This window comes from Gemmatimonadaceae bacterium (assembly GCA_016720905.1).
In the GTDB taxonomy this organism is placed as follows: domain Bacteria; phylum Gemmatimonadota; class Gemmatimonadetes; order Gemmatimonadales; family Gemmatimonadaceae; genus Gemmatimonas.
Genome location: JADKJT010000002.1, coordinates 455,726 through 481,924, shown reverse-complemented (window position 1 = coordinate 481,924; position 26,199 = coordinate 455,726). Strand labels below are relative to the sequence as shown.

At 65.1% G+C, this 26,199-nt stretch carries 14 protein-coding genes and 1 pseudogene; 8 read left to right on the top strand and 7 right to left on the bottom strand.

Translation table 11 applies throughout. The features are described from left to right. Positions 1 to 64: 64 nt before the first annotated feature. The gene (locus tag IPP90_04340) at positions 65 to 1,282 is read right to left on the bottom strand and encodes a thioredoxin family protein (protein ID MBL0169951.1); all 1,218 of its coding nucleotides are present in this window, start codon (positions 1,280 to 1,282) and stop codon (positions 65 to 67) included. Between the two features lie 184 nt (positions 1,283 to 1,466). Between IPP90_04340 and IPP90_04335 the strand changes: the two genes are divergently transcribed. Continuing rightward, the gene (locus tag IPP90_04335; protein ID MBL0169950.1) at positions 1,467 to 1,802 is read left to right on the top strand and encodes a hypothetical protein; all 336 of its coding nucleotides are present in this window, start codon (positions 1,467 to 1,469) and stop codon (positions 1,800 to 1,802) included. 261 nt (positions 1,803 to 2,063) lie between these two features. Here IPP90_04335 and IPP90_04330 read toward each other — a convergent pair whose 3' ends face one another. Continuing rightward, a complete protein-coding gene (locus IPP90_04330; GenBank protein ID MBL0169949.1) occupies positions 2,064 to 5,102 on the bottom strand; it encodes a hypothetical protein in 3,039 nt (1,012 codons plus the stop codon). Between the two features lie 111 nt (positions 5,103 to 5,213). Between IPP90_04330 and IPP90_04325 the strand changes: the two genes are divergently transcribed. Beyond that, positions 5,214 to 6,833 carry a hypothetical protein gene (locus tag IPP90_04325; GenBank protein ID MBL0169948.1) on the top strand — a complete coding sequence of 540 codons (1,620 nt, stop codon included), beginning with the start codon at positions 5,214 to 5,216 and terminating at the stop codon, positions 6,831 to 6,833. Continuing rightward, the gene (locus IPP90_04320) at positions 6,823 to 8,091 is read left to right on the top strand and encodes an Nramp family divalent metal transporter (protein ID MBL0169947.1); all 1,269 of its coding nucleotides are present in this window, start codon (positions 6,823 to 6,825) and stop codon (positions 8,089 to 8,091) included. Before IPP90_04325 ends, IPP90_04320 begins: the two co-directional genes overlap by 11 nt. Positions 8,092 to 8,270: 179 nt before the next feature. On the opposite strand, the gene IPP90_04315 is transcribed toward IPP90_04320, so the two are convergent. The 4 genes and pseudogenes from IPP90_04315 to IPP90_04300 form a co-directional block, all read right to left on the bottom strand. Continuing rightward, on the bottom strand, positions 8,271 to 11,186 hold the full coding sequence (locus IPP90_04315) for a twin-arginine translocation signal domain-containing protein (protein MBL0169946.1): 2,916 nt from the start codon (positions 11,184 to 11,186) through the stop codon (positions 8,271 to 8,273). 105 nt (positions 11,187 to 11,291) lie between these two features. Then, the gene (locus tag IPP90_04310) at positions 11,292 to 14,378 is read right to left on the bottom strand and encodes a hypothetical protein (GenBank protein MBL0169945.1); all 3,087 of its coding nucleotides are present in this window, start codon (positions 14,376 to 14,378) and stop codon (positions 11,292 to 11,294) included. Beyond that, the gene (locus tag IPP90_04305) at positions 14,351 to 15,520 is read right to left on the bottom strand and encodes an alpha/beta fold hydrolase (GenBank protein ID MBL0169944.1); all 1,170 of its coding nucleotides are present in this window, start codon (positions 15,518 to 15,520) and stop codon (positions 14,351 to 14,353) included. The genes IPP90_04310 and IPP90_04305 overlap by 28 nt, the downstream gene beginning before the upstream one ends. 2,685 nt (positions 15,521 to 18,205) lie before the next feature. Then, positions 18,206 to 18,283: pseudogene (locus tag IPP90_04300) on the bottom strand (polymer-forming cytoskeletal protein). Between the two features lie 519 nt (positions 18,284 to 18,802). On the opposite strand from IPP90_04300, the gene IPP90_04295 reads away from it, so the two are divergent. Together IPP90_04295 and IPP90_04290 are read left to right on the top strand one after the other, a co-directional pair. Next, positions 18,803 to 19,783, top strand: a complete 981-nt coding sequence (locus IPP90_04295; protein ID MBL0169943.1) for an Ig domain-containing protein — start codon at positions 18,803 to 18,805, stop codon at positions 19,781 to 19,783. Continuing rightward, positions 19,780 to 20,796 (top strand): Ig-like domain-containing protein, encoded by a 1,017-nt coding sequence (locus IPP90_04290; protein ID MBL0169942.1) that lies wholly within the window; start codon positions 19,780 to 19,782, stop codon positions 20,794 to 20,796. Before IPP90_04295 ends, IPP90_04290 begins: the two co-directional genes overlap by 4 nt. A 15-nt stretch (positions 20,797 to 20,811) precedes the next feature. Here IPP90_04290 and IPP90_04285 read toward each other — a convergent pair whose 3' ends face one another. Further along, positions 20,812 to 21,285 (bottom strand): hypothetical protein, encoded by a 474-nt coding sequence (locus IPP90_04285; GenBank protein MBL0169941.1) that lies wholly within the window; start codon positions 21,283 to 21,285, stop codon positions 20,812 to 20,814. 164 nt (positions 21,286 to 21,449) lie between these two features. On the opposite strand from IPP90_04285, the gene IPP90_04280 reads away from it, so the two are divergent. The 3 genes from IPP90_04280 to IPP90_04270 all read left to right on the top strand — a co-directional run bounded on the left by IPP90_04280 (position 21,450) and on the right by IPP90_04270 (position 26,198). Beyond that, positions 21,450 to 23,054 carry a hypothetical protein gene (locus IPP90_04280; protein ID MBL0169940.1) on the top strand — a complete coding sequence of 535 codons (1,605 nt, stop codon included), beginning with the start codon at positions 21,450 to 21,452 and terminating at the stop codon, positions 23,052 to 23,054. Beyond that, positions 23,054 to 24,058, top strand: coding sequence for an ABC transporter substrate-binding protein (locus IPP90_04275; protein MBL0169939.1), 1,005 nt, complete (start codon positions 23,054 to 23,056; stop codon positions 24,056 to 24,058). The genes IPP90_04280 and IPP90_04275 overlap by 1 nt, the downstream gene beginning before the upstream one ends. 79 nt (positions 24,059 to 24,137) lie before the next feature. Continuing rightward, positions 24,138 to 26,198, top strand: a complete 2,061-nt coding sequence (locus IPP90_04270) for a TonB-dependent receptor (GenBank protein MBL0169938.1) — start codon at positions 24,138 to 24,140, stop codon at positions 26,196 to 26,198. The last annotated feature ends 1 nt before the right edge of the window (position 26,199 follow it).

Below are 26,199 nucleotides of genomic sequence, written 5' to 3'. Positions count from 1 at the left end.
GTTCGCCAAGCAGACTGTGTGCCGTCCTTGGCGAACTTCGCGAACTTGGCGGTTCATATTTCTTTCAGGGTTTCTTCAGGAACCCGAGAATCTCCTTCGACGACTGATACCCCACCACCCGCTGCAGCTCCTTGCCGTCGGCGTCCATCATCATCATGGTGGGATATCCGGAAATCTTCAGTCGCTTCACCAACGCCTTCTGCAGGTCGGCGTCCACCTTCACGCCGATGAACCCCGCGTTGAGTTGCAGCGCCACGTCGACGTCGTTCCATACCCACTGATCCATCGTGTGGCAGGGCCCGCACCAGGTGGCCTCGAAGTCGATGAACACCTTGCGGCCGCCCGTCTTGGCCAGCGCCACCGCGGCGTCGACATCCTTGCCCCAGGCAAATGGCGCGTCGGTGCGCGGTCGCGCGCGTTCCTCCCGCACCATGTCGTCGGGCGCGCGATCGGCCACCTTGGTGATGGCGCGTGGCACCACGACAAACGTCATCGCACTGCCGTCGGGCGTGAACGACCGGAACTCCAGTGGAATGTCCTTGGCGCCAGTGCTGACGAACATCAGTCGATTGGTGGCGCGCGCTTCACCGATGCTCAAGACAGCTTTCTCGGCGTCGGGTGCTGACGCGGTCAGCACGCTCCACATGTCGTCCTTGTTGAAGATGGCGTTGTTGTCACCATCCATGGCGGCGACCAAGGCGCTGACGCCGTTCACCGTGACGGTGCCGTACCGCCACGAGTTCACTGAATAGCGCAGCACATCGGGCGCAGCGGCCGAGTCTTCGCGCACCGACCAGAAGTTCACCAGAAATGGCTGCGACTGCCTGGCGGCCCCGTACGACACCGTCAACTCGACCTTGTTGATGGAGCTCCACCACGCCCTGGTCTTCTCATTCTGCGCGGGTGTGGCCAGCAAGGCCGCGCCATCGTCGGTGAAATCGCCATTGCGATTGCGGTCGACAAACAGCTGGCAGAGGTCGCTGGGATGCTCGGCGCTGGCCGCGGCCAACACCGGAATCCATGACGCCTTGTCGGGGCCCACCATGATGGACCCCTGCTTGGCGGGTCGCACCGCTCCGGTCGGCAAGATCGTGACGGCCGACACATTGCTCAGGGCGATTTGCGTGCCCTTGGGGCTGAAGTTGGGCTTGGGCTTTCCGTCGACGGGCGCGGCGTAAGCCAGTTCCACTCGAATGGGCTTCGATTGCGCGGCGACGGACGACGCGCCGAGGGCGAGGAAGGCTTGTAACGTGATCCGTGGGAAGGCGAGGCGTGTAGGCATGGGGCGAATCTACGGATGAAAACGCCGAGTCGCAGGGTGGCGAGCCTGCAAGGTCGTGCGCCGCGACACCCGTACTAGCCCTAAAGAGTGAACAAAAGTGGGCCCGAACGGGCGATAGCTCCCGGAGGCGTGTGTGCCCAGCTTGAGAGCAGTTGGATAGCTGTTCTCAATTCGGAGGTCCGCAATGCGTGCATACACCCACCACATGCCATCTCCGCTGTCGGACTGGCAGCCGCGACTGCTGGGTTTGGCACATCAAGCGCGTGGCTGGGGGAACATCCTCGCTGGCGCGCTCTTGTGGGATCGTCATCGTCGCGGGCTGGGCAATCGGCAGCGCCTGGTGGGGATCCTGCAGCGCAGTGGTCGAGCAGATCGGCGGGTCGTCAAGGAGTTCGTCAATCGGTGGACGGATGGAAACGAACGGGCGTGTGCCGCGCGGGCCGCCACCGCCAATGCGGTGACGATGCGCGAGGCGTCGGTTGATGGGGAATTCGGGCGCACTGGAGTTCACTTCTGGTGACCATCAGGTAGCGCACGATCTATTGCGGTGGGTTCATGGCAGTGTATGCAAATCATTGACAGTCATTTCTGAGTAATGAGCAGTGAGGGGCCTGAGGGTGAGCAACGGAAGCGTCGAGCGCTTGAGGGGCCAGCCGGCGAGGGGAGAACTCAGTCCTGCCCTCGCCGGCTCACCCCTCTCACGCTCGACGCTTCCGTTGCTCACCTCTCAGGCCCCTCACTGCTCCACCCTCTTCGGCAGACCCCGGCCGCGGCGCAGCGACTAGCGCTTCGCGGGCACCAGCACACTGGTTTCGTCGGGCGCCACGCGCACAACGCGCAGCGTCTGCGACATCAGCTGACCGCCGGCGTCGATGACCACACGGTAGTCACCAGTTTCCACCGGCAACGCCCGCGCGCCACCGAAACCGCCAAACCCGCCGCCACCGCCGCCGCCACCACGTCCACCAGCTGGCGGATTGGCCGATGCCTGCGCCAGCAGCCGTGCTTGACTGGATGGACTACCGGTTGAATCGGGCGCCGCACGTGATTCCGCCGGCCGCGCATTGAATCCTGCGGGGAATCCGGGGTCGTTCACGGGGCCGGTCGGCTGCACGCCGAAGCCGCCACCACCGCCACGTCCACCGCCGCCGCCTTGCGGCACCATCTGTGTTCCGGTGGCCTGCATGTTCCAGGAAATCTGATTGAGCCCGGCGGTGTTCGTGCCCACGAGTCGCGCGACGGTATCACCGGCCGCATTGAGGATGGTCACACGCGGAGCACTGCTGAGCGGCGCGGACAACCGATAGGCGATGACCGCGCCGCTGGGGGTGCGCTCGCCACGCCACATGCGCTGGGCACGCGGCTCCGAACCTACCGGCCGCTCACCGTACTGCAGGGCCACGGTGGGTTTGAACAGATGCGCCGGTTTGGCCAGCACGTCCCCAGTCATCTGCTGCAGCGGCGCCACGTCGAGAATCTGAATCCCACGACCGTGCGTGCCGGCAATGAGTTCGAGATCGCGCGGATGCACCTGCAAGTCGTACACCGGCACGGTGGGCAGATTGCTTTCCAGCGGGAACCAGGTCATGCCCTTGTCGAGTGACGCACTCACGCCCAACTCCGTGCCCACATACAACAGCCTGGGATTCACCGGATCCTCACGCACCACGTACACGCTGTTGGGGCGACCAACCATCAGCCCCTTGGCCAGCGACGTGAACGTCTTGCCGAAATCGGTGGACACGTAGACGTACGGCATGAAGTCGTTATCCCGATGATTGTCGAACGACACGTAGACCGTGGCCGAGTCGCTGCCGCTGGGTTCCACCTTGCTCACGTGCGTGAACGGCGGGATGCCGGGGAACCGCGCGCTCAGGTCTTCCCAGGTGCCGCCGTCGTTTTTGGTGAGCCACACTTTGCCGTCGTTGGTGCCCACGTACAGCACGCCCGGCTTGAGTGGCGACTCGCCAATGGTGACGATGGTCGCGTTCTCTTCGGCACCGGTCGCATCGCGCGTGATACCACCCGTGCCGTCTACGGCCACGTTGCCGTCGATGTCGTATCCGGTGGTGATGCGAATGCGGGCCTCATCGCGTGACGACAGATCGGGCGAAATGGCAAACGGGTCCACGCCCTGCTTCACCGACTTGAACAGCTTGTCCGCGCCGCTGTAGAACACATTGGCATCGTGTCGCGACAGAATGAACGGCGTGTTCCAATTCCAGCGCGTGGCCACATTGGGATCCGCCATGTCCGTCTTCATCTTCACGCGCAGGTCGGCAATCTGCTTGAGCTGCTCCGGCGTGAGCGGCTTGCTGCCGTCGCCCTTGATGCGTGCGATTTGCGTGCCGAACTGCTCCCGCGTGACCGTGCGCGCGCGAATGTTCACCGTCTCGCCGGTGGCCACGTTGCGCCGGGCAATGTTGCCGCCCTGTGATTCGTAGTACACGAGATCGGCATTGAGCGCATCCTGCGCGGTTTGCAGTCCGTCGGCGCCGTTGACGGCAAACCAGTCGGTCATTTGCAGCGGCGCATTGCTGCGCCGGCTGAGACCGCACGACGTCCCGTTGTCCTGCAGGCCGCCGCACACACGATAGGGCGCCTGGAAATCGAAACTCACGCCGTAGAACTGGCCCATGGCCATGTTGTTGAGCGCGTCGTACGTGCCGCCGCGGTCCCACGTCTGGAAGATGCCGGCGTCACCGCCGATGATGAAGTGCTCGGGATCGTTGGGATCGATCCACATGGCATGATAGTCCTCGTGGTTCCCCAGCATACTCGCGCGCCATGAGTAGCCGCCATCATCGGAGAACTGGAAGTCCACCGCCATGCGATAGATGCGTTCCGGATTCTTCGGGTCCACCCGAATCTGCGAGAAGTAAAACGGACGGTTGTTGACGGTGCTCATCCAGGTCCACGTCGCACCGGCATCCTTCGAGCGATAGAGTCCGCTCAGCAACCGCTGCGGTTTGGCGCCGCGCACGCTGTCGGCTTCCACCATGGCGTACACCATGTCAGGGCTGCTGGGCGCGATGGCCAGGCTGATGCGACCTTTGGTGGTGGCGGGGAAACCGCCGCCCTTGATTTCCTTCCACGACGCGCCGCCGTCCGTGGACTTCCACAACGCCGAGCCGGGGCCGCCGCTCTTGAGGAAGTGTGCCTTGCGAATACGCTCCCAACTCGCCGCATACAACACGTTTGGATCGCGCGGGTCCATCGCCAGGTCCACGAATCCGGCGCGGTCGCTGACGAACTTCGACAGCGTCCACGTCTTGCCGCCGTCGGTGGTCTTGTACAGTCCGCGTTCGGGATTCGTGGCCCACAGCGCGCCGAGTGCCGACACATACACAATGTCCGGGTTGGTGGGATGCACCAGAATGCGGCCGATGTGCTGCGTCTTCTCGAGGCCCATCGACTGCCAGGTCACGCCGCCGTCCACCGACTTGTAGATGCCGTACCCCGGAGCAACAGAATTGCGCGAGTCTTCTTCGCCGGTACCGGCCCAGATGATCTTCGGGTTGCTGGGGGCAATGGCCAGATCACCCATGGAGGCAATCGGCGCCTTCTCCCAAAGCGGCACAAAGGTCGTGCCGGCGTTCACGGTCTTCCAGATGCCGCCCGTGGCACCGGCCACATAGAACGTCTTGGGTTGACTGGGATGCGCTTCCACGTCGGTGATGCGCCCCGCCATGTTGACGGGGCCGATGGAGCGCCAGCGCAAGCCGGCGAGCGTGGCGGCGTCGGGCGTTTGCGCGTCGGCAAGTCCGACGCAGAGGCAGATCGGGGCAAGGGCGCGCAGCGCGGATCGGATGGCAGACACGATGGTGGGGTTGGGGGTCCAGACAGCGATTCGAGAAGATAGCACGCAACGACACGTCCCGTACGCCGTGCCGATGGCCTCGAGCCGCCGCGCGGCGCATACTTCGCCCCCATGCCGCCTCACACCAAATCGCCGTACCACCGCGCCGTCGCCACCGTGCAGATGTTCGGCCGGTATGCGGTGGGGATTCGCGCGTTCCTGCGCACGACGCTGAGCGCGGACGCCTGTCGTGACATTGTCACCACGCAGCAGGCACACCGCGAGGAATCATTCCTGGCGATGCTCGAGCAGGGCGTGTACGCCAACCCGCGCAGCCCCTATCGGCAACTGCTCCAGCACGCAGGCATACAGTTGCCGGATGCCACGGCGGACGTGCGGAACATGGGACTCGAGACGGCCCTCACCGCCTGGTACGACCGCGGGGTGTACGTCACCATTGACGAATTCAAGGGACGCAAGCCGATCGTGCGGGGCAACCTCACCATCGACACCTGTCCGGAGGACTTCGACAATCCGCTGCTGGTGCAACACTACGAAACCCGCACGGGTGGCTCGCGAGGACCGCGCACGCGACTGGTCGTCGATCTGGATCTCCTGACCCACGAGGCAGCACAAACACAATTGTTTCTGGCCGCGTTCGGCATTGAAGCCATGCCGGTGGGCATCTGGCGCGAGGTGCTGCCCGGTGCCGTTGGCATCAAGACGTTTCTGCGTCACACAAAGATCGGCGGACGGGTGCTGACGTGGTTCACGCCGCGCACACCGGTTGCCCGACTGGAAGATCTCAAGTACCAGGCGTTCACCATGGCCACCGCGGCCATCAGTCGCCTTGCCGGTCGGGCAATGCCCATGCCCCGATTTGTGCCTCCCCGCGAAGCCGCACGCATCGCGCAGTGGCTGGCGGAACAGAAGCGACAAGGCACACCGGCCATTCTTGATACCAACACCAGTACGGCGGTGCGCGCCTGTCTGGCCGCGCATGAGCTCAATCTGGACATCGCCGGCTCGGTGTTCCGTGTCAGCGCCGAACCCTACACGGCCGCCAAGGATGCCATCATCCGCGAGCGCGGCTGCCGCACCGCCAGTCACTATTCGTGCGCCGAACTGGGTTACATCGGACTGGCCTGTGCAAACGCCGAGTCGGTGGACGAAGTGCACCTGATGACGGAGAAGGTTGCGCTCATTCAGCGACCGAAGACCGTTGGCGGTGGCGCCGTGATGGTGGGCGCACTGGCATTCACCACCGTGCTCACCAGTTGCCCCAAACTGATGGTCAACGTGGAACTGGGCGACTACGCCACCATCACGCGACGCGATTGCGGCTGTCTGTTGGAGCAGCTGGGATTCACCACGCATCTGCACGACGTGCGCAGCTGGGAAAAGCTCAACAGCGCCGGTGTCACGTTCTTGGGTACGGAACTGATGGCATTGGTGGAAGAGGTGCTGCCCGCGAAGTTCGGCGGGCATGCGATGGACTACCAGTTCGTGGAAGAGGAGGAGGCGGGGCTACCCGTGGTCCGCTTGCTGGTGCATCCGCGTCTTCCGGATGTCGATGAACGTGCGGTGGTGGAGACGGTGCTTCGCGAACTGCGGGCATGTCCCGGCGGCGGATTGATGTCGGACACCTGGCGCGAGAGCGGCACGTTGCGTGTCCAACGCCGCGAGCCATACCTCACCGGTGCGTTCAAGTTGCTGCCATTGCACATCCTGGGGACCACCAGTGCGCACTAGGGACAAGCTGGGACCGGGGCTGGTGTTCTTCTTCACCGCGATGGGACCAGGCACCTTCCTGTCCAGCGCGGTGGCGGGCGCGACGTACGGCTACTCGCTCATCTGGGCCCTGGGTCTGGCGCTGCTCTTTCGCTACGTGTGGGTGAACACGGCCGCGGCGTACGTCCTGGTGACAGGTGAGAGTCTGTTGCAGGGGTATGCGCGCATTGGCAAATGGCTGGTGTGGACGGCACTGGTGGTGACAATCGTCGTCCGTCACTCCAGCAACCTGTACACTGTCCTGCTGATGGGGAACGCGGCGCACCTGCTGATGCCGCTGCCCATGGCGCACAGCGGCGCCATCTGGACGGTGGCGTTGACGCTGCTTGGCGTGGCCATGATGATCCGGGGCGGCTATCCGCTCATCGAACGCGGTTGCACGGTGGTGATTGTGATTTTGGGTATCACGTTGCCCGTCGCCGCCGTGATGGCACACCCCGATCCGGCCGCCGTGGCGCGCGGATTGTTCATTCCCACGATCCCCAACAGCACAGGGTTGTACAGTGCGATGCTCTTGCTGGCGGCGATGATCGGCGCGCAGGCCGGCAGCATGAGCAACCTGAGCTACTCGTACTTCGCCACGGAAAAAGGTTGGCGCGGCGTTGACGATCTCGCGCGGCAGCGCACAGATCTGCGCACCAGCACCTTTGCGCGATTCGCCGTTGGCACCCTGCTGCAGGTGGCCGCGGCCGCCACACTGCTACCGATGGGCATCAAGCCGTCCAGCGCCGAACAGCTGGTGCGCATCTTCAGCGACAGCATGGGACTTGTCGGTAAAGTGATCTTCGGCGTCGGCCTGCTGGGAATCTGCTTCAGCAGTTTCGTGGGCGGCACGATGGGATACTCGCTGATCGTGCGCGACATCTGCCGACGGTACGTGCCCGGACTGCGAGTGGCCAGTGATGCCCCGGTCATGACGCAACCCAGTCAACGCGATCCGGTGTACCGGTGGTCGATTGCGCTACTGGGGCTCTCGCCACTGTACATCGTGCTGCTCAACGTGGAACCCGTGGCACTGACCCTGCTGGTGCGCTCAATGGTGGTGATTGTGATTCCGGTGCTGGTGGGCTCGCTGATGATACTGGCGAACAACCGCGCACTGATGGGTGAGCACCGACCCAATCGGTTCAGCAACCTCATGATGGGGCTGCTGGTGATGGTGTCGATCTACCTCACGGGCAAGAACGCCAACGAGTGGTGGCATAAGCTCGTCGGGTGAGTCGTTCGCTGAACCAGGCACACCATTCAGCCACATCGGGCCAGGGGTCGCGAAACGCTCCAAAATCTGAACCGCGAAGTTCGCGAAGTGGTCCGCCGTGCGCCTTGGCGACCTTCGCGATCTTTGCGGTCCAATCGGTTGTTGATGTTCAATGGCCGTACGCGCCCCGTTCGCCGACCCTATCGCGCCAGCTCCGCACTGCGCGGATCGGGCGCCACATGAAACGTGCGCGACTGCGTTTGTCCGTCCACGGTGAGTCGCGCGGTGAACACACCGGTGAGTTCCGTCGGTGCAGCAAATCCGCCGCCGTCGGGGCCGCGGCGTCCGCCGGCGGAAACCGGATTCCACACCACGCGATGCATGCCCGCCGTCGCGGCGAATGGCGTGGGCGGCACACGCCACAACGCCGACGTATTTGGAATGCGTCCGGGAGCCGCTCCACCGCGACCGCCCGCGGCGGCCGGCGCGGCTGTCGAGGAAAACGTGCGTACCACTGCGCCGCTCACATCCAGAATCTCCAGCGTCACTGTTCCATTGGGCGCGCGACGCAAGTAATAGTCAATGGCCGCGCCGTGCTCCGAGTTTGGTGCCTGCGGTTCATCCTTCTGCAGCGGCGTCCCGTTGTCACCGGTTTGCAGCATGTTGATGGCATCGGCCGGCTGGAACAGGTACACATCGGCGGCAACCACCTGATCGGTGAGCTGACGCAGCGGGCTGATGTCGTCGATCACCCAGATGCCGCGCCCGTGCGTGCCCACCACGAGATCGTTGCCATGCACCTCGAAGTCGCGCACCGATGTGACCGGCAAGTTGAGCTGCAGCGGTTGCCAGTTGTCGCCGTCGTCAAACGACACGTACGCGCCGCGCTCCGTGCCCACGAACAGCAGTCCCTGTCGCAGCCGGTCGGTCTTGATGGTGTGGCAGTACACGCCGGCGGGCAGTCCCTTCGTGATGGACTGCCACGTCTTCCCCTGATCACGCGTGCGGAACACGTACGGCTCGAAATCCTCGAGCTGGTGCCGGTCCACCGTGGCATAGGCCACGTTCATGTCGTGATACGACGCATCAATCATGGTCACGCGACTCCACGGCGCGACACTCGGCGGCGTCACGTCCTTCCACGCCTTGCCGTCGGTGGTTGACAGGTAGATCAATCCGTCATCGGTGCCCACCCACAGCATGGGCACGTACAACGGCGAGGGCGCCACGGTGTACACCACCCCGCGCTTCCCGTTGCGATCAACCTGCGCCGCTGCCGTGGCGTCAAGCGTGGGCGGAATGCCCGCGTTCGCACGCGTCAGGTCGTCGCTGATGCGCGTCCAGGTGCGCGCGCCGTCCGTTGACTTGAACACGTACTGATTCGCGTAGTACAGCGCGCGCGGATCGGCCTTCGACAACACCAGCGGTTGCGTCCAGTCGCTGCGCTCGGCCTCGGGACCCTTGGGCGCCGTGGTGCCAGGCACGGGTGCGTTTTGCGCGAGGTCCCAGCGACTGCCGTTGCCGCCGTACACCATGCCGGGGTGCAGCGGATCACCGGCGGTATAGCCGCTCTCGCCGCCAGGCGCGATGGGCTCCCAGTCGCGCGTGGAGATCTGTCCGAACTTGCCCTGTGAACGCACCGCCACCGCACCACTGTCCTGTTGGGCGCCGGTCACCCAGTACGGGAAACGATGATCAACCGAGATGTGATACACCTGCGCCGTGGCCTGATTGAGCCACGAACTCCAGGTTACCGTGGTGGGATCGGTCGCGCGTGCATTGCGCGTGATGATCGCGCCCTGATCGCTCGCCACAATCATCGTGTCCGAATCATCCGGTGAAATCCACGCCTGATGATAGTCGTCGCCGCCCGGAGAGCCGCGCAGTGCCACCCACGTCGCGCCGCCGTCGGTGGAACGCGACACCGACACGTTGGGCACGTATACGATGTCGGCGTTCTTCGGATCGACCGTGATTTTTTCGAAGTACCACCCGCGACCCCACAACGCGGAATCACTCGACAGGCGCCGCCACGACGCACCGGCATCGTCGGAACGAAAGACACCACCCTGCCCACTGGCCGCCGGCACGCCAACCTGCGGCGCCGCCGCCGCCGGTCCGCCCGGCTCGGGCAACAGACAATCCACCACGGCATACAGGCGCCTGGGATTGCTGGGGCACACGGCGATGCCGCTGCGACCAATACCCTCGGCCGGCAGCCCCTTGGTCATCGGCGTCCACGTCGATCCGCCGTCGGTGGATTTGAACAATCCCCCGCCCGGGCCATTGGTTGGCGCATACGTGAACCACGGTGGACGCCGCGTGGCCCACAGCGCCGCGTACACCACCTTGGAATCGCTCGGGTCGATCACGACATCCACGGCGCCGACACTGGTGGTGGGGCGCAACACGCGCTGCCACGTCTTGCCACCATTCGTGGAACGAAACACACCGCGCTCTTCGCTGGCCGAATACAATTTGCCAATGGCCGCCACGAACACGATATCCGGATTCTTCGGGTCGATGGCAATGCGACCGATGTGATGCGTGTCGGTGAGTCCCAGGTGTGTCCACGTCTTGCCGGCATCGGTCGATTTGTATACGCCGTTGCCGAACCCGGTGGAATCGCGCAGCGTGCTCTCACCAGAGCCGACATACATCGTGTCGGGTTTTGTCGGCGCCACCGCCAGCGCGCCAATGGAAGCCACCGGCTGCTCGTCGAATATCGGCGACCACACCCGGCCCCCGTCGATCGACTTCCATACGCCGCCGTTCACCGCGCCGTAATAGAACTCGTTGGTGCGGCCCGGCACGCCGCTGACGGCCGCAACACGCCCGCCGCGAAACGGACCGAGATGTCGCCAGCGCAGCCCCGAATAACTGCCGGGTGGTGGCGGTGCGCTCAAGCCTGTGAACGGATCGACCGCTGCCGGTTGGAGCGTTGTGGGCGCGCTGCCGGACAGAACCGGGGCGGCGTGCAGCCCGTCGTTCAGCTGCGGTCCGACCACCGTCAGCGCGGCGCCGGCCAGCCCCGCTCGACGCAGGAAATCGCGGCGGGTGACTTCGGCGGGAGACTGGTGGCGGCCCGTCGACTGATCGCGCGGTATCTGTGACATGGAATCCTGACTGTGCGCTGAAGAAGGTGAGGACCATGCCGGCGTGTGGCATGGCCTTTCGAAGGATACTGCGCATCCTCGGTGCGCCGGGCAAGCGACTGGGGACTAGAACACGAACTTGAACCAGTGCGCGACGCGGGTCTTGAGGAAGTTTTGTCGTGGCAGCAGCGCGTCCAACTCGGCGGGGGTTTCGATCCACTTGCTTTGCCCCACCAGCGACAACAGATCCAGATAGGGGATGATGCTGGGCCAGTTGGACAACACCAGCGCATCCTCGCCGTCGGCCACGAAGCTGCGATCATTCTGATTGGGGGAGCCGAGGATGGTGAAGAACACCACGCGCTCCCGCGTTGCCGGCGTCATTTCGTCGTACCAGCGTTGCACGACGGAATCGCCCAGGGAAATGACCGTGTTCGGATATGACGTGAAGGAACCAATCGATGACGCGCGGGACTGCACCTGCGCGAGACGCTGCTTGACGAAGTCGCCGGTGACGGCCACCCACTCCTCCCGCGCCATCACGCGCCAGGCTTCGCGCGAGGCGAGGAAGTTGGCCTTGAGGTGAAGCAGGGCACGCTCCCGGGATTCGAAGTCCTTCGCCACGCCGTTCGCGGCGGTCAACGATCCAAATGTGGCGGCCAGTTGATCCAGCCCCGGGTACACGGCCTCCGGAAAATCATACAAGTCGCGAAGCCACTGATGTTGTTCCAGTGTGGTCTTGACCGAGCGCACCTTGCCGGGGATATCGGTGATGGGCAGCTCGGATGCGTACAGACCGACCTTGAGCAACCCGCCGGCCCGCGCGATGTCGGGCGCCAGTACCTGCGACGCCTTCAGCAGGCGCCAGAGCAACTCGCGGCTGCGAATCATCGAGCCAAAGGCGCGCGCGGGCGCGTTGGCATAGGCGGGCGCAATGATCACCACACGCACGCCGCGCAGCGCGCAGCCCACCAGTGCCGAGCCCCAGAACGTGCCGTTCCACAACGAATCCGGAATCTTGATGACCGAGCCCGGCGGCATCAGCGTGTACAGCACCGCCTTGGCCACGTTGATCTGCTTGGCGTCGTATCCCGTGCCGTTGTGAATTTGCAGCGCGCGCAGTGGCCGCGTTTCCCGGAGCACCGCGCGCTGAATCTGCACGTCGTAGTCACTGGCCAGCGGTCGTGGTTGCAGCACCAGCGGGATACGGTCCGCCGCAATACCCTGACCCCGCAGCAACTCGCGGGCGGCGGTCTTGAGACTGAGCGCAGCCGGACCCCGCAGCAACAAGGAGCGATCCTCCCACGAGAGATTGGCGTAGTGTTCACCAATCCCCGCGCCGGTGAAGATCGCCTCACCCCGGTAGGGATCGTCCTCGGTGATGTCGTAGAACACCACCTTGCGGTGGTCACGCATCCACGTGTCCGGCACGGGAAAGCGCGTGGCCAGTTGCCAGCTGGCGAAACTCGGATCGGACGCGTTGGTGATGTTGACGTGCACCTTGATGAGATTGCGCAGCCAGGTCTCGCCGTATTGTCGGCGCTGGGCCCCCAGCAGTGAGGACGCCGCAATGGCGTCCAGGAGCGTATCCTGCGCGGCGCGCAACGAATCCTCCCACGACGAGAAGCGCGACGGGAGCCGCACGCGATAGCGCGTGGGGTCTTCCAGCAGGTTCATCCAGCGGCTGGAATGGTTCTGCTCGTAGAACCATTCATCGAGGATGATGATGTAGGTGGGAAACGTGCCCGTCCGGTCGTAAGCGCGCACACGCGCGGTCATGGCCGCGAGGTACGAGCGCAACACGTGCCGAAAACTCATCTCGTCGGGATCACCTTTCGCATCGACGCCGCGGAAGTCGTGGGTCCAGAGCACATGATAGTCTTCGGCCTCGCGAATGGTGCGACTCACGTGGTACTGGAACTGCTCATTGATGAGGTACGAAACGACGTTGCCTTCAGTGAACGACGATTCGGTGGCCCGCGCTACCAGCGCATCGAGCTCCGCCTGGGTGTCGTGCTGTTCGGGGCGCAGGGCGAACTGCAATGGCAACCAGACAAAGCGCGATGTGCCCCAGTCGGTGCGCGCCGCCTGCCGATTCTCCTCGACCACGTCCAGCAACACGTAGAACACGGCCAGGACGGCATCGACGGATTCCCCGGGCACCGGCGACTCGACATGCAGCCAACGCAGAAACGCACCCCGCGCCAGCACGGCAAACTCGTGCGTCGTGTCCTTCTCCTTCACCTGCCCCAGCAGGCGATCGTACGGGAGCAGCACTTCGGCCAGGAGAATTTCACGGGCCATGTCGCCAGTGGCTCGACCCGCCACCGTGGTGACGTCGGCTGACGAGGGCCCGCCGATGGCCAGCGAAAACGCCCGGTCCATCGCGTCATGGAAGCGACGGGTTTCGCCCTCCAGGGTGCGCGCGGAGTCGTCGCCGGCAGCGACGGTGCGTTTGAGGTCTTCCAGACGCGCCAGCACGGCCGCGTCACTGCGAGCCCCGCCCACGCCCTTGTGATCAAGCCATGGTACGCACAGGCGCTGAATGCGAGTCGCGGCAGCGCGCGCGATGGCCAGCGCTTCGCGGAGTGCTGGCGACGCATCGAGCGCGGCAATGGGTGCCGGTCGGCGTTCAGCGAGGCGCACGCGGTCAACCAATGGACGGGTCACACCCAGCGGAATACGGCGGAAGATGGGGGTCTCGATGCCAAGCGTGGCCGAGTGCACACGACCTGGAGTCAGGTCGAAGCGGAACGCGCTGCCGTCGTGAAACAGCCCGCCACGTCGGAGCGGCAACTGCAGCGAAAAGATCGGCCGCAGTTCCCGATCGCCGATATCATAGTCGGCACCAAAGCCGACCCGCAGAAATGGGGAGAACAGGCGTCCGCGCACACCGCCGTTGGACCTCGTGTCGATCGAGCCGCCGTACGCCTCGATCTGTGCGCCTCCCAGGCCGAGTGATCGGCTGAGAAATTCCCGGTAGACGCCAACACGTGCTTCAGCGATCGCGCCCACGGCGCCGACTTCAGAGCGCCGTCCGACACCAACGCCAAATGACGGCTGCCAGGCGCCCGGTTGGCCAAGCGAGGTGGTGAGGCCTCCGTCGGATGGCAGGCGCTCCGGTGCGCGTCGTTGGGCCGCCAACGAGGGCGCGCCTGCATACACCATGGCGAGTCCCACAGCCGTCAGCGTGCGGGCAAATCGCGTTCGCATTGTCTCCTCGCCGTGATGTCAGGTGGCCGGGTGGAGGTCAATCGCCACACACCGGCGTCGGTGCGCGTCGCGGTCTCCAGCGTTGTACGACAGCTTGGCGCAAATCCCGCACCCACCACGTGCATGAGGTCGAACAGGGCGGCTGACGCGCGGCGAATGGCATGATGCGTGCCGAAGATGCCCTGAAACCATCCCTCTGCGACGAATCCATCCGTCATGTCCACCGTCTCGAGTCCCGGTCGAATCAGCGGGGTCGCGTTGGGTTGTCCCGCTCGATCGGCACCATTGATCTGTCGAGACATGCTCAGCACGCGATCGCGACCGGAGGTGTACAGCACCACCCGTTGCGCCAAACGACGCGCGGCGGGAACCACCGAGTCGCCGAAGTGCCGCGCGTCCACGTCCGGCGCGACGAACGCGATGGTCTGCAGGGTCGCACCGTTCAGGATGGACGCCAGACCGAATTCGGTGGTCAGGGCGTCGCTGACGATGCGACCACCGAGGGAGTGCGAAACCAGCACGACCCCGGTGGCGCCGATGGCATCGATGACCATGTGTGCCACGTGCATGAACGCCGGGCGGCTGGACAACGCGACCTCGGTGTCCTCGTGATACGCGCGGGAGAAGAGTTCGCCGATGCGGGGCCAGGTGACCCCCACGCCGTTGGACGGCCAGCAGAACACGACCCAGCGCGCCGACGCACGTGACCGGATGCGGGCTTCAGCGGCATACTGCCACCCCTCGTGCAGCGACGTGCCGAACCCATGCACATAAAGCACGGTGAAGTCGTCGGGCGACTGTTCGTCGTTGGCCGGGGGCTGGATCGCCGCGGTGAACGCGGGCTCGGTGAGGCGCACGGAGTCGATGAGCGCCACGTCGAGCGCCCCGTCGAGTGCGTCGTTGACGCGTTCGCTGGCATAGACGACGTAGCCGTACTCCAGCGTGTCGGTCAGTTCACGGGTGTCGCGCCCATCTGCCCGCGCGCGGGCCGACACGTACCAGATTGTATCGGCGCGCGCCGCCGAAGGTACCGGCACCAGGGTCGCGTGTCTCGCGCAAGCCGTACTGAAGGCCACGACGACAGCAGCCGTGGCGAGCACGGCACGGCGGAAGGACGCGAAGACGGGGCCGACAGCTGTCATGGGGACCGGCGGAGGTCTGGAACCATATGCACTCCATAATGCCGGGTCAGCCAATCTCGGCAGGTCGGCGTATCTCAGGGGTGAGTGTCAGCATCCGCCTGACCAGCCGACGTCGCGGACAGCAGGAATGCCCAATCTCCCTTGCGAAATCGGGGGGAAACGGGTCTCGTTTCGACTGCCCCCAACCCGATCGCACATGCTCCGCACCGCCCTCCGCATTCCTCTCACGGTCGCGCTGTCGTCCCTGGCGCTGACCACCCTGTCGGCGCAGCCTGTCCCCGCGCCGTTCGACTCGCTCTACTTCCGGAGCATTGGCCCCGCCGCGTCCGGTGGCCGCATCCACGATTTGCAGATTGATCCGCGAAATCCGGCCGTGCTGTACGTCGGCACGGCCTCGGGCGGCATCTGGAAATCCGCCAACAATGGTGTGACCTGGAAGGACATCTTCGGTACGCAGGCCGACAACACCTTTGGTGCCCTGGCGATCTTTGCCGGCGATTCGAAGATCATCTGGGCCGGTTCCGGCGAGAACAACAATCGGCAGAGTTCGTCCTGGGGCGGCGGGGTCTATCGTTCCACCGACGGCGGCGACACGTGGAAGTATCTGGGGTTGCATGACACCCGCTCCATCGGCCGGGTGGTGCTGCACCCCACCAATCCCGCCGTCGCGTATGTGGCGGCAGTGGGCAACCTGTGGCGCGGCAACCCCGAACGCGGTGTGTACAAGACCACCGATGCCGGCGCCACGTGGACGAAAGTGTTGTTCGTGGATACGCTCACCGGCGCGACCGATCTGGTGATGGACCCGCGCGACGCCAACGTGCTGTACGCCGCCACCTATCAGCGCCTGCGCAAAGCCTATGGTTTCAATGGCGGCGGTCCCGGCAGCGCTATTTACAAAAGCACCGATGCCGGTGTCACGTGGGGCAAACTCGAAAACGGCATTCCGGTCGGCGACAAGGGACGCATTGGACTCGCGCTCGCGGCGTCGAATCCCAGTGTGCTGGTGGCCACCATCGAACACGCTGGCGCCGGCGGCACCTACCGCACCGAAGACGCGGGCGCCACGTGGAAGCGGATGAGCAGCACGAATCCGCGGCCGATGTACTACAGCAAGCCCACCATCGATCCCAACAACGACAAGCGCATCTGGTTGCCGGGCACATACATCGTGAAGAGTGAAGACGGCGGCGCCACGTTCCAGGAAGAGCCGACGTCGCCCACGTACGACGTGGGGCTCAAGACCGATCATCACGTCATTCGCGTGGACCCGTCCAACTCCAGTCACATCTACGTGGTCGGCGACGGCGGTCTGCACGAAAGCTTCGACATGGGCAAGACGTACATCCGCGTCAACAACATCCCGGTGGGCCAGATCTATCGCATCGCCGTGGACAATCGCGATCCATACTGGGTGTACGCCGGCTTCCAGGACAATCACTCGTTCATGGGCCCCAGCGCCACGCGGCACTGGCTGGGCATCCTCAATCAGGACTGGGCCGAGATCGGCTTCAGCGACGGCACCGGCAAGGCCGTGGACAAGAGCGATGCACGCAAGGTCTATTCTTCGTCCAGCAACGGCAACTTGTCCCTGGTGGATCCGATCACCGGCGATGTGTTCGGCATCAATCCCCGTCCACCGGTTGGCGAAGCGTATCGCTTCGACTGGGACGCGCCGGTGATGGCCTCCCGTCATCGCTCCGGCACGGTGTACCTGGGGGGCAACAAATTGTTCACGTCCACCGACTTCGGATCGTCGTGGACCAGCAGCCTGGATCTCACGCGCGCGATCAATCGCGATACCATCAGCATGATGGGCGTGGTGAATCGCGATATCCGCCTGTCGCGCAACGATGGCGACGCCATCAGCGAAATTTCGAACTTCGCCGAGTCGCCGCTCGACCCGAAGATTCTCTGGGTGGGCACCGACGACGGCAACGTGCAGCTCACCACCGATGGCGGAAAGACGTGGACCGAGTTGAGCCGTTCCATCTCCGGCGTGAAGAACGGAACATTCGTGGGCGACATGGTCGCATCGTCCGCGGCGCGCGGCACCGCGTTCGTGTCGTTCGATGCGCATCGCGACGGCGACTTCGCGCCGTACCTCTTCCGCACCACCGATTTCGGCAGGAGCTGGACGGCGATCACCAACGGCCTGCCGTCGGACGACGCATCCATCCGCAGCCTGGTCGAATATCCGGACCATCCCAACGTGTTGTTCCTGGGTACCGAGCGCGCCCTGTTCGTGACGCACGACCATGGCGATCACTGGACGCGACTGGCGGCCAACCTGCCGACCACGCGCTACGATGACATGGTCATCCATCCGCGCACCAAAGACCTGGTGTTGGGCACGCACGGACGCAGCATCTGGATTCTCGACGACGCGTCGCCCATCGCCGAATGGACACCGGCCATTGCCGCCAAGCGCGCGCACCTGTTTGGCGTGCCGCGCGCGACATTGATGCTGTACTGGGAAGATGTGTCGAATATGAACCACTACTTCTTCACGGCGGAGAATCCGGCCGAGGGCGCGGCGTTCACCTATCATCTGGCGCAACCCGCGCAGAAGGTGCGGTTGCTGGTGACCGGTCCCACCGGGCGCGCGGTGCGCGTGGTCGTGGGTTCCGGCTCGGCTGGTGTCGTGCATCGCGTCAACTGGGACCTGCGCTACGCACCGCCGACTGGTGCCGGACGCGGCGGTGGTGGTGGAGGCGGTGAAGAAGGCGGTGGAGGTGGTCCGGGTTCGCGCGCCGGCGTGGTGCAATTGACCATTCCGTCACATGACATTGGCCTGCGTGGACCGCAAGTCGCACCGGGCAGGTTCACGGTCGCGCTTGAGGTGGATGGAGTCGTGACCGAGTCGAAGACCTTTGATGTGCGCGCCGACCCCGCGTTGCCGTATACGCCCAAAGATCACAAGGCGCGCGGGGCGTTCGTGGACGAGGTGATGGATCTGCAACTCACCGTCGACGCACTGGCCAAGGATCTCGCGGCACGACGCACCGCGTCCTCCGGCGACGCGGCCACGCGATGGCAGGCGCTTGAGCAGCGATTGGTTGGCGGAGCCGGCGGCGGTCGCGGCGGCGGTGGTGGTCGCGGCGGCGGCGGACCGCAGGGAGTTCGTCAGCGGTTGAGCGGATTGATCGGCACGTACACCATTTCGGGTGCGCAAACGGGCACGATGGCTCCGCCCTCCGTGGCCATGCGCGCGATGCTCGCTGATGCGAAGCGCGACCTGGCATCGATCGAGCGCGAACTGAAGGGGGCGTCGTCGTCGCGATGACGACACGGCGGCGGTTGCCGGCTGCGGCGGTCTGGCTGCCGCTGGCACTCGCCTGCGGGGGTGGGGCCGATACCGGTCCCACCACTCCGCCACCATCCGTGGAATCGCTGCCGGTACTGACCACGCTCACGGTGTCCTTCGCCGCAGCAGCGGTGACGGTAGGGAAAAGCACCACCGCCAGCGTCGCGGCCATCGACGAACGTGGTCGGCCCATGAGCGTGGGCGTCACCACATGGAATACCAGTCAACCGTCCGTCGCGACCATTGGTGCGGACGGCGTCATCCGCGCGGTGAGCGTGGGTCAGACGATCGTGACGGCGAAAGTCGGCACGGTGCAGGGACAGGCGACGATCGTGGTCACACCGCTTCCTCCCGGTCCGGTGCCGGTGGCAACCGTGTCGGTCAGTCCGTCATCGGCGACGCTGGAAAGCGGAGAGTCGATGCAACTGGGCGCCAAGCCCAGGGACTACGCGGGGAATGCCCTGGTCGATCGCGTGGTGACGTGGACGTCAAGCGAACCGACCGTGGCGACCGTTTCGCCGACCGGACTGGTGACCGCGCTCGGCGCCGGTACGGCGGTCGTCGAGGCCACCAGTGAAGACGCTCGTGGCGCGATGGTGTTCAATGTCACGGCCGCCATCGACACCGACATCGTGGTGAGCATCATGACGCCGGTTTCGGGCGCGGTGCTTGGCGATACGGTGGCCATCGCGTCGTCGGTGCGCTCGCTGTATCCCGTTACCGGCGTCGTGGCTCAGATAGGCGGACAGCAGGCGTCGTTGACATTCGGCGCGCTTCCCGGCTCGGGGAAACCCGGCTGGTTTGCGACCTTGGAAATTTCCACGCTGCCGTTCGGGCCCTACGCCATCGTGATATCGGCCACGGACAGCCGCGGTCATCGCGGTGTGCAGGCGGTCGGCTTCATACGCAATCCGCGCGTGCCGGGCGGCTCCAAGTCACCCGCGGGTGGCAAGTGATCCGTGCGCGGTGGACGCTGTGGTCGCTGGTGCCGTCGCTGGTGCCGTCGCTGGTGCTGCTGGCCACGTGTGGCGGCGGTGGCACCAGCGGTCCCGTCGCACCGGCCGAACCGATCGAGCCACTGCCGGTGCTGACGGCGATGACGGTGACGCTCACCTCTACGCCCGTTGTGGTCGGTGAGATGACCTTGGCGCGTATCGACGCGGTGGATCAAAAGGGGCGGGCGATGACCGTGGGGATCACCACGTGGACATCCAATGAACCGCTCATCGCGACGGTCAGCGCCGACGGCATCATTGCCGGGCGAGCGACGGGTATCGCCACGATCACGGCCCGTGTGGGGACCGTGACCGCGCAGGTCGCGGTACGTGTCACTGCACGTCCGCCCGGACCGGTTCCCGTGGCCAGTGTGTCGGTTAGTCCGTTCGCGGTCGGTCTGGCGGTGGCACAATCACGTCAACTCGCGGTGACCGTGACGGATTACGCGGGGAACAGGTTGACGGATCGTGAAGTGAGTTGGAGCACCAGCGACGAACGCGTGGCCACCGTGTCACCCGCCGGGTTGGTGACCGCGCTTGGTGTCGGCACCGTCGTCGTCGAAGCCACCAGCGAAACGCGACGTGGGTCGGTGTCCGTGTCGGTCACGGCCGCCACGGACACGGAAATTGTCGTGTCCATTCCGACGCCCGCGCCGCAGGTCGTCGTTGGCGATACGATGACGGTCGCAGCCACCGTGCAGTCGCTGTTTCCGATCATCTCAGCGACGGCGGTGGTGGGCGGTCAGCCGACGACGCTGCTGTACGGGGAAATCAGCAGCGTGGGTCCCAAGGCCGAAGGCCCACCCCCCATGGGTTGGTCGGCAATCCTCGATCTCTCTTCGCTGCCATTCGGACCGTATGCCCTGGTGATTACCGCCACCGACAGTCGCGGACATCGTGGCGTGAGCGCCGTGCCGTTCACGCGGAATCCGCGTGTGCCTGGTGGATCGAAGGCACCGTCGGGTGGCAAATAGTCATAAGGGCCTTTCTTATCTCGGCGCCGCCGCCATGGCCGGCAGGCACAGCACGAACACCTGATAGCGCGTCTCGCCGGCCCTGAGGACCAGCGCGTCGTTGACGCGACCCTCCGACTCGGTGTTGAGCATCGCCTCGGCGTTCACGTTGAACAGGCAGTCGGACTGCGCCAGTCGGAAACGCAGCGACGCTTCGTTGGGCGCGTCACGCGGATCGGGTGTGCGGACCCAACCGACGGCACGCAGGCGCTCGTACAGGCGCACCGCCTCCTTGGCCACGCCAATCGGTGAACCACCGGCTGCCGTGATGCGGCACCCCGCGAGACGCTGCTTCGTGCGCCAATCATCTATGGTGTCGGCGTCGATGGCCGCGACCATGCGCTGCTCGTCGCGCAGAAATCGCGTGGCGGCGGTGCAATGCGTCGAGTCGGGGGGCAGGGGTTTGCCGCCCAGCGTCAGCATCACATGCGCGAGTGCGAGTAGCACCAAGACGAGTTCCTGGAGGGGTGGATTGGTGTGCGCGGCCACCAGGACAATAGGCCGCCATGGTGTCTCGGAAGATAGCGAGCCGGGACGATCATCGATGTTCGCGTTGGGTGGTGCGCCGCGCCCGTTCGGTTCATATTCGGCAGGATGAACTGTCGAGTGCTGCGGTGGCTGTAGGCCGAGATGATGTGGCGTCCGAACTGCGAGCGTACGCCGGCTTTCTGAGCGGTCTGCCTCGACTGGTTCGGCGACGGATGACGGTCCCGCAGGCTCTGGCCATTGTGCAGGAGCGACTGCGCCACCGCGAAGCCAACTTCCTGTCGGTGGTTGAGCGCGGCGCCTATGGCAATCCGCGCAGTCCGTACCGGGCGCTGTTGGACATGGCGGGCTGCACGATGGGCGACCTGCGCGCCTTGGTGGCCAGCGACGGGCTGGAAGCGACGTTGCTGCGACTCCGACGCGATGGCGTGTACGTGCGCTTTGAGGAGTTCAAAGGGCTCGAGCCCATCGTGCGCGGAAGTCAGACGATTCACGCCACCCCGGCCGACTTCGACAATCCCACCAATGGGCGGTACTACGCGACGACCACTGGTGGCAGCACCGGACCGGGACGTCGCATCCTGCTTGATCTCGAGCATTTCGAGACGCTGCTTCCCGGTCGCATTTTGATTCGGCATGTCCAGGGTGTCACCGGCGTTCCTGCCGCGAACTGGTCAGATATTCCGCCGGGCGGCGGGCTCAAGGCCGCACTGCTGCAGGCGGCGGCGGGTGAACCGGCCATGGAGTGGTTCACTGCCCGCCTCAGCGGTCCCGACGGCGCACCATTGCGATTTCGCCTGGCGACGTACGCCGCGCTGTCGGTGGCGCGCGCGGCTGGCGCCGCGGTGGCATGGCCTCGCTACTTGCCGTTCGATCAGGCGGTGGTGCTCGCGCGCTGGGCCCGTGATCAAGTGCAACGGGTGGGCGCATGCACCATTCACGGCTCGGTGAGTCGTATTCTGCGCATCGCGGTGGCGGCTACCGAGGCCGGCATCGACCTGACCGGTGTTGTGCTGCGCGGCAGCGGCGAGCCGTCCACGTCGGCCAAGGTTGCACAGATCACCAGGACCGGCGCCACCTTTCGTTCCGGGTACTCCTTCAGCGAAGTCGGCCCGGTAGGATCGTCCTGCCTCACCAGTGACGGCCCCAACGATCAGCATTTCATGCAGGATCATCTGGCGCTGGTGCAGGCGTCGCGGCCGGTGCCGGGTTTTGCCCTCGAAGTCCCCGCCTTCTGCTTCACCACGCTGTTGTCCACGGCGCCCAAGTTCCTGCTCAATGTCGAATCGGACGACTACGGGACCGTGGACACCACACCCTGCGGTTGCCGATGGGAGACCCTTGGCTTCACCACGCACATTCGCGACATTCGCAGTTTCCGCAAGCTGACCGGCGAGGGGATCACGCTGGTGGGCAGCGACATGGAACGGATTCTCGATGACCTGCTGCCGGCGCGCTTCGGTGGCAGTGCGCTCGACTACCAGTTTGCGGAAGAAGAAGACGAACGCGGATTCACCCGTCTGACCCTGCTGATCGCACCAACGGTGTCCATCGAAGATGAGGCGGTTGCCATGGAGTTTGTGTTGCAGGCGCTTGAGCACGCGGGCGCCGGCGGCGCGTTGGCGACATCCATCTGGCGCCAGGCGGGCACGTTGCGCATTCGTCGTGAAGCACCCACCATCACCGGACGAGGCAAGTTGATGCCGCTGACCAGCCGCGCGGGCCGCACGTGATGCGACGCCATGCACTTTCCGTCGGCGTCCTGATGGCCGCCACGGCGCTGTCTTGCACGGGGTGCACTGATGCGAACAAGACGGCTGCCGGGAGCGCCACGCCCACAAAACTGCGTGTGTCGTTGCCGCTGCACCTGAGCGCCGCGCCGCTGATGATTGCCCAGGACGAGGGCTTCTTTCGCGACGAGCGTCTGGACATTGAATTCCTGCCGGGGCTTCCGCATGACGAATCACTGGTGGCGCTGGTGTCCGGCGATCTCGACGTGAGGCCGGGGCCCGTGTCGGTCGGATTCCTCTCGGCCGTGGCGCAAGGCGCGAAGATCCGCATCACCGCCGGCATGGGATATCTCGCGCGCGACGGCTGCACGTTCTATGGGGCGGTGCTGCGATCCGGACTGGATGACGCGCATTCAGCGCAGGTGAAACGCATTCGCACCAGTCTGGATGGCGCACAACGCTACGTGACCGACGCCATGCTGGCGCAACGCGCGCTGAGCCTCACGTCGGTGGAGTCCGTGCGCCTCCCCGAAGCGGTCATTGAGAGTTCGATGAAGACCGGGGCCATCGATGCCGCGGCGGCATCGGAGCCCGCGCTGTCCCGCATCGCCAAGTCCGGCACGCGATGGCTGTCCGGTCAGGATGCGGCGCCCGATTTTCAGTGGGCGGTCATTACCTTCGGAGACCGCCTGTTGCACCGTGATCGTGACGCGGGTGTCCGATTTCTCCGGGCGTACCGTCGCGGCATCGCCCAGTACAATCAGGGCAAGACGGCGCGGAATGTGGCCATCATCGCGAAAGCGACCGGCGAATCTCCCGAGATCATTCGGGACGCCTGCTGGGTGTCCTTCCAAGACGATTCCCGGATCAACTGGAGCAGCATTGACGCATTCCAAACGTTTGCGCAGCGAGAAAAGCTCATGGTCAAGACCATTCAGCAGTCCGACGTCTGGGACTCGACGTTTGTCAGCGCCAGCGACAGCACACGCGCGTCGAAGACGCCGTAGCCGCCACCTCAACGGCCATTCGTGAAGCCCATGATACGCGTCCTGCCCGTCTCACGCCTCGTCGTCGCTCATCGCCGGCGTGGTGCCGATATGCCGCGCGTCGGCGCAAGTGAAACCCGATTCGGCGGAACGTGCCAGTCCACTGGGGGCTGTCGTCGTATCGGCGACGCGCACGGAACAGTCGCTCAAGTCGTTGCCAACGCATGTGGTCGTGGTCGGGTCACAAGACGTGGCCGCATCCGCGGCGCAGAGTGTGCCCGATCTGCTGCGCATGATCCCCGGCTTCGCCACTCGAGAACCGCAGTCGGCGCTGGTCATGTCGCCAAGTCAATCGGTGGTGTCGTTTCGCGGCCTGGGCGGTTCGACGGCGGGTCGTACGCTCATCCTGCTGGACGGCCTTCCCGCCGGCGATCCGTTCTCCGGATGGCTGGACTGGGGCCGCATTCCGCTGCCACTGCTGGAATCGGCCGAAGTGGTGCGCGGCGGCGGCTCACCCATCTGGGGCAGCCGCGCATTGGGAGGCGTCGTCAATCTGCGCACCCTCTCGCCCACGCGAGATGGCGCGCGACTCCTGTTGGAAGGCGGGAGCTTCGGCACGAAGCGCGGCAGCGGCGCGGCCACGGTGCGACGCGGCAAGCTGGGCGCGTCGCTCGCCGGCGACTACGTGAACACCGACGGCTTCCTGATCATCCGCAAGGATCAATCGGGTCCGGCCGATTCACCCGAACCGGTGCGCAGCTATACGGTCACGGGCAAGGTCATCTACGACGCCTCCAAGACGCTGCAGACCTGGGCCGGGGGATCGACATTCAACAGCGGCATTCTGCCCGTCGGTGAAGACGAAGAGCAGCGATTCGACGATGCGCGACTCGGCCTCCGATGGGCGCGCGCCACGGGCGGCATCGCCACGATATCGGTCTTTGCCAATCGCCGCACTGGCATCGGGAACAGCACGTCGTTCAACACCGCGCGCACGGTGGAAACGCTGGCGCGACAGAATCGTTCGCCGGCGGCCTCCACCGGACTGACGCTGCAGTGGACGCAGATGGCGTTCTCCACGCACGAGTTGTCGATTGGGGCCGATCTCACGTCCACCACCGGCAAGCTGTCAGAGGACCACACCTTTGCCAGTGGTGTCGCCACTCGTCAACGCAACGTGGGCGGCGGCCAGCAGATTGGCGGCGTCTTTGTGCAGGACGCCGCCGATCTCGGACACGGCGTGCGTCTGGTGGCCAGCGCGCGCGCAGACGCCGTGCGCAGCGACCATGGCCGACGCACCGAGTTGACCCTGCCCACGCGAGCCGTGCTGTTTGACAGTTCGTTCGCCGATCGCCGCGTCAATCGCCTCACCTATTCGCTGGGGCTGCGTTGGCAGCCGTCCGAATGGCTGGGGTTGCGCACCAGCGCGTACGAGGCGTTTCGCACGCCCAGCCTGTTCGAGATGTACCAGCCGTTGTATTCGAGTCGCGGTTCGGTGACCGAGTCCAATCCCCAATTGGAGGCGGAGACGTTGCGGGGCACGGAATTCGGTGCCGACGTGACACTCGGACCGTCGTTCGTGGGCCGCGTGACGGCCTACATCACGCGCGTGGATTCGCCCATCATGGACGTCACGCTCGGCGTGGCCGGCACCAAGGCCACCCCGCTCATCCCGTGCGGCGTGGTGGCGGCCAATCAGAGTTGCGCGCAACGGCGCAATGTGGATGGACTGCACAGCAGCGGCGTGGAGACGGAGCTGACCTGGCGCCCGACGGCCGCGTGGTCACTCGGAACCGGTTATAGCTACAGTCCCACCACGGTCAGTGCCCCGGGCCAGCCGGCCGATCGGAAGCAGGCCCTTCGCTCCATGAAGCACATGGCCACGGCAACGATGGCGTACCGTTCGCCGCGCTGGGCCGATGTGTCGATGGAGGCGCGCTATCTGGGTTCGCGATTCGTCGACGACCTCAACACCATCGAATTGCCCGAGGTCTACCTCGTCGGACTGCGCGTCAACCGCGCGCTGGGCAAGGGCATGTCGGCGCATGTGAAAGTCGAGAATCTGTTCAATCAGCAGTTCCAGACCACGCGCACGCGCGCGGGGCTGGTGGATATCGGCGCGCCGCGCTGGATTACGGCGGGTGTGCGCGCGGCGTGGTAAC

Coding starts and splice junctions, on each gene's coding strand:
- IPP90_04325 (MBL0169948.1), top strand. CDS start 5,214: ATGCCGCCTCACACCAAATCGCCGTACCACCGCGCCGTCGCCACCGTG.
- IPP90_04295 (MBL0169943.1), top strand. CDS start 18,803: ATGACGACACGGCGGCGGTTGCCGGCTGCGGCGGTCTGGCTGCCGCTG.
- IPP90_04340 (MBL0169951.1), bottom strand. CDS start 1,282: ATGCCTACACGCCTCGCCTTCCCACGGATCACGTTACAAGCCTTCCTC.
- IPP90_04335 (MBL0169950.1), top strand. CDS start 1,467: ATGCGTGCATACACCCACCACATGCCATCTCCGCTGTCGGACTGGCAG.
- IPP90_04315 (MBL0169946.1), bottom strand. CDS start 11,186: ATGTCACAGATACCGCGCGATCAGTCGACGGGCCGCCACCAGTCTCCC.
- IPP90_04310 (MBL0169945.1), bottom strand. CDS start 14,378: ATGCGAACGCGATTTGCCCGCACGCTGACGGCTGTGGGACTCGCCATG.
- IPP90_04305 (MBL0169944.1), bottom strand. CDS start 15,520: ATGACAGCTGTCGGCCCCGTCTTCGCGTCCTTCCGCCGTGCCGTGCTC.
- IPP90_04275 (MBL0169939.1), top strand. CDS start 23,054: ATGCGACGCCATGCACTTTCCGTCGGCGTCCTGATGGCCGCCACGGCG.